Below are 4,488 nucleotides of genomic sequence, written 5' to 3' on the forward strand. Positions count from 1 at the left end.
GTCGTAAACAGCTCGGGCAATACCCCTGAAACTCTGGTCGTAAACAGCTCGGGCAATACCCCTGAAACTCTGTATTCTGGTCATCGTGATGGCCAGGTACAGAGTTTTTTGTTTCTGGCGGCGATCAGTTTCTGGCCCAGGTTATGCAGTCGAGGGTTAATATCTGCGGTCAGGTAATAAGGTGGGGCATCCCATGGTGCGTCTTTGTGCAACATTACTGATTTGCCTGTTCGGCAGCCTGAATTCAGTGCACGCCGCGCCTGTGCTGTTTCCTCACTGGAGCGTCGGTTTCCATGAGATGACGTTCCTCGATCCGCTGGACTTGCAGCCGATGCGCGCCATCGCCTTTTATCCGTCCAGTGAGAGGGAACATTCCAGCAAGCTCGAGGGTTACACGGTCGAAGCCGGTGAAGACACCAAAGTCGCCATCGGACGCTTCCCGATGTTGATGCTGTCCCATGGCAACACCGGAACCCCGCTGGCCCTGCACGATCTGGCCACCTCGCTGGCACGCAAGGGGTTTGTGGTGGTGGCGGTGATCCATCCCGGCGACAACTCCAAAGACCACAGCCGCCTCGGCACCTTGAGCAATCTTTACGGGCGGCCGATCCAGATTTCCGAAGCCATTACCGCGACCTTGGGCGACCGTATGCTGGCGCCCTTCGTCAATGCCGATCAGGTCGGGGTGATCGGCTATTCGGCGGGCGGTGAGACCGCGTTGATCCTGTCCGGCGCCACGCCGGACCTGGACCGTCTGCGCCGTTATTGCCATGAGCGCCCGGACGATCATGATGCCTGCAACACACAAGGTGAATTGATCGTCGACCGCGATGACTTGCAGCCTGTGCCAGACCCACGAGTGCATGCCTTGTTGTTGATGGCACCGCTGAGTCTGAAATTCGGCCGCCAGACCCTGGCCGACGTGCATGTGCCGGTGCTGCTATACAGCGGCGACGGCGACAAACTGGTGGCGTTCGACAAAAACGCCGCAGCGCTGGCGCGCAAACTGCCGACTGCACCGGATTTCAAATTGCTGGCCGGGGCAGGGCATTTCGTGTTCCTGGCACCGTGCAACGAAGAACAGATCGCCGCCATGCCGGCGCTGTGCACCGATGCCGACGGCGTCGACCGCAAGGACATTCACCGCAACCTGATTTCCGAAGCCGGACGTTTCTTCTCCCATGCCCTGGGCAAACCGAGTCGGGCCGGCATGCAAACCGCGGATCAATAAATCAATCCTGGCCGATGGCGCGGTGTTTCAGTAACAAGGTCAAACCGAGTCCAGTCACGGACAACAACGCCGCACTGAAGAAAATCCACGCATACCCCAGGTTCAACGCCACCGCGCCCATCAACGGCCCGGCAATCGCCAGCGCCAGATCGAAAAACACCGCATAAGCACTCAAACCCGCGCCGCGACTGGAATTGGGCACCTGCTTGATCGCTTCCACGCCCAGCGCCGGATAGACCAGCGACAGGCCGAAGCCGGTCAGGCCTGCGCCAATCAAGGCGTAAACGGTCGAGGGCGCCAGCCACAACAGGACCAGCCCCACGGTTTCAATGCTCATGCAGGCAATGGCCGAGGTGAAGCCGCCGAAACGGCTGATGCTGGAAATGAACAACAGCCGCGACAGAATAAAACACACCCCAAACACCGTCAGGCAGTAAGCCGCTCCCGTCCAGCTACGACTGGCGTAATACAGGGTAATAAAAGTGGTGAGCGTGCCGTAGCCGATAGACGCCAGGCTCAGGCTCGCGCCGAAAGGGGCAATGCGCCCGAATACCGCCCAAAACGGCAGCCGCTCGCCGCGAATCACTGGCACCGAGGGTTTGTTGCGGATCAACAGCAGTGCCAACAGGGCCAGTAACGACAGCACGATCCCGAGGCTGGCGAAGCCCAATTCAGCGACCATCACCACGCCCAACGGTGCGCCAATGGCAATGGCGCCGTATGAGGCAATCCCGTTCCAGGAAATCGAACGTGCCGTGTGCTCGACACCGACCTGGCCCATGCACCAACTGATGGTGCCGACTCCGATCAACCCTTGGGCGATCCCCAGCAACAACCGGCCAGCGATCAGGATGATCAGGCTCAACAGCGGCAAACTTTGYAGCAGGGTCGACAGCAGCGTCAGCACGCCGCTCAACACAATCCCCGACAACCCGTAAACAATCGCCCGTTTGGTGCCGACGCTGTCTGACAAGCGCCCGGCCATCGGACGGCTGAGCAGGGTGGCCAGGTATTGCGAACCGATGGTCAGCCCCGCAACGATGGCGCTGAACCCCAACTGTTCATGCACATACCCCGGTAACACGGCAATCGGCAGGCCGATGCAGAGGAAGGCAATAAAGCTATAGAAAACGATGGAAACGATCTGCAGGGTGATCGCCATGGAGCTTTGCGGGGGCAGTTGCTGCACAGACATGAGAGCTCGTTCGCGGGCGGCGGTAGGAGAACTGCATCATGGCGCGGGCGTGAAATAAAAGAAAGCAGGCTAACGATGTGGATGACAGATCGGCAGTAAGTGGATCAATCTGAAATGCAAAAAGCCCCGTCACCAGGACGGGGCTTTCCATTTGCAGCCAGAAGCCGCCTTACATCAACACACCCTGACTACGCAGGTAGTCGTCATAGGTGCCGCTGAAGTCGATCACGCCATCGGCGCTCAACTCGATGATGCGGGTGGCCAGGGACGATACGAACTCACGGTCGTGGCTGACGAAAATCAGCGTGCCCGGGTAGTTCTCCAGCGCCAGGTTCAGCGCCTCGATGGATTCCATGTCCAAGTGGTTGGTCGGTTCGTCCATTACCAGCACGTTCGGCTTTTGCAGGATCAGCTTGCCGAACAGCATGCGACCTTGCTCACCACCGGAGATGACCTTGACCGACTTGAGGATCTCGTCGTTGGAGAACAGCATGCGCCCGAGGGTGCCGCGAACCAGTTGCTCGCCGCCCTGGGTCCATTGGCCCATCCAGTCGAACAGGTTGCAGTCGTCTTCGAAGTCGTGCGCGTGGTCCTGGGCGTAGTAGCCCAGCTCGGCGGCGTCGGTCCATTTCACGGTGCCGGCGTCCGGGGTCAGTTCGTTGACCAGGGTGCGCAGCAGGGTGGTTTTACCGATACCGTTCGGGCCGATGATCGCCACGCGCTCGCCGGCTTCAACGGTGAAGCTGAAGTCCTTGAACAGGGTCTTGCCGTCGAAGCCTTTGGCCATGCGCTCGACGATGACCGCCTGACGGTGCAGCTTTTTGGTCTGCTCGAAACGAATGAACGGGCTGACACGGCTCGAAGGTTTGACTTCGGCCAGCTGGATCTTGTCGATCTGCTTGGCGCGGGAAGTTGCCTGCTTGGCTTTCGAGGCGTTGGCCGAGAAGCGGCTGACGAACGATTGCAGTTCCGAGATCTGCGCTTTCTTCTTGGCGTTGTCCGACAGCAGTTGCTCGCGGGACTGGGTCGCCACGGTCATGTACTCGTCGTAGTTGCCTGGGAACAGGCGCAGCTCGCCGTAATCCAGGTCRGCCATGTGGGTGCASACSMTRTTCAGGAAGTGACGGTCGTGGGAGATGATGATCATCAGGCTGGAGCGCTGGGTCAGCACGTTTTCCAGCCAGCGGATGGTGTTGATGTCCAGGTGGTTGGTCGGTTCGTCGAGCAACAGCACTTCAGGATCGGAGAACAGCGCCTGCGCCAGCAACACGCGCAGTTTCCAGCCCGGCGACACTTCGCTCATCGGGCCGAAGTGCTGCTCGATGCCGATACCCAGGCCCAGCAACAGCTCGCCGGCACGGGACTCGGCGGTGTAGCCGTCCATTTCGGCGAATTCGGTTTCCAGCTCGGCCACGGCCATGCCGTCTTCTTCGGTCATTTCCGGCAGCGAGTAGATGCGATCGCGCTCGGCCTTGACCTTCCACAGCTCTTCGTGACCCATGATCACGGTATCGATCACGGTGAATTCTTCGTAGGCGAACTGGTCTTGACRCAATTTACCCAGACGCACGTTCGGCTCAAGCATGACCTGGCCACCGGACGGCTCGAGATCGCCACCGAGGATTTTCATGAAAGTCGACTTGCCGCAACCGTTGGCGCCGATCAGGCCGTAGCGGTTGCCCGCGCCGAATTTGACCGAAACGTTTTCGAATAGCGGCTTGGCGCCGAACTGCATCGTGATGTTAGCTGTGGAGATCAATTACTTTACCTATCAATGGGTTGCGAGCTGCGCATTTTGGCGCTTGGGCCATACCTGGGGCGTTTTGGAGTTTCTCCATCTCTCCCCAGTCACCGCTAGACTTCAACCGGCGCGCATAAGTCGAGAGCAGCATCTGGACGCTTGTCCAAGCTGTTGGGCAATAAAGGCGGGATTCATGCCAGACATTCTGCATATTGTCGCATAAGTGTGACGGCAGTTGTACGGCGCGCGATAACGTGTCGCGAGCTTCTTCAGGTTGGCCCCGCTGCTTGGGTCTGCCCGAGGGGATGGTTCGTCCTGGTG

General features: G+C 59.3%; 3 protein-coding genes and 1 pseudogene. 1 reads left to right on the forward strand and 3 read right to left on the reverse strand.

The window, feature by feature from the left end; genetic code table 11:
• The first annotated feature begins 193 nt into the window (after positions 1-193).
• Entirely contained in the window at positions 194-1,231 is a 1,038-nt protein-coding gene (locus tag AC1DLB_RS22350; RefSeq protein ID WP_018926067.1) for an alpha/beta hydrolase family protein, read from the forward strand.
• A gap of 1 nt (position 1,232) precedes the next feature.
• On the opposite strand, the gene AC1DLB_RS22355 is transcribed toward AC1DLB_RS22350, so the two are convergent.
• From AC1DLB_RS22355 to AC1DLB_RS22365, 3 genes and pseudogenes are all read right to left on the reverse strand, one after another.
• Positions 1,233-2,426, reverse strand: coding sequence for an MFS transporter (locus AC1DLB_RS22355; protein WP_477743034.1), 1,194 nt, complete (start codon positions 2,424-2,426; stop codon positions 1,233-1,235).
• A 169-nt stretch (positions 2,427-2,595) separates the two neighbouring features.
• The gene (locus AC1DLB_RS22360; RefSeq protein WP_477785663.1) at positions 2,596-4,185 is read right to left on the reverse strand and encodes an ABC-F family ATPase; all 1,590 of its coding nucleotides are present in this window, start codon (positions 4,183-4,185) and stop codon (positions 2,596-2,598) included.
• Positions 4,169-4,488, reverse strand: a pseudogene (locus AC1DLB_RS22365) (hypothetical protein); the annotation flags it as partial. The pseudogene AC1DLB_RS22365 and the gene AC1DLB_RS22360, both read right to left, overlap by 17 nt.

The organism is Pseudomonas sp. 05N434, from assembly GCF_056396965.1.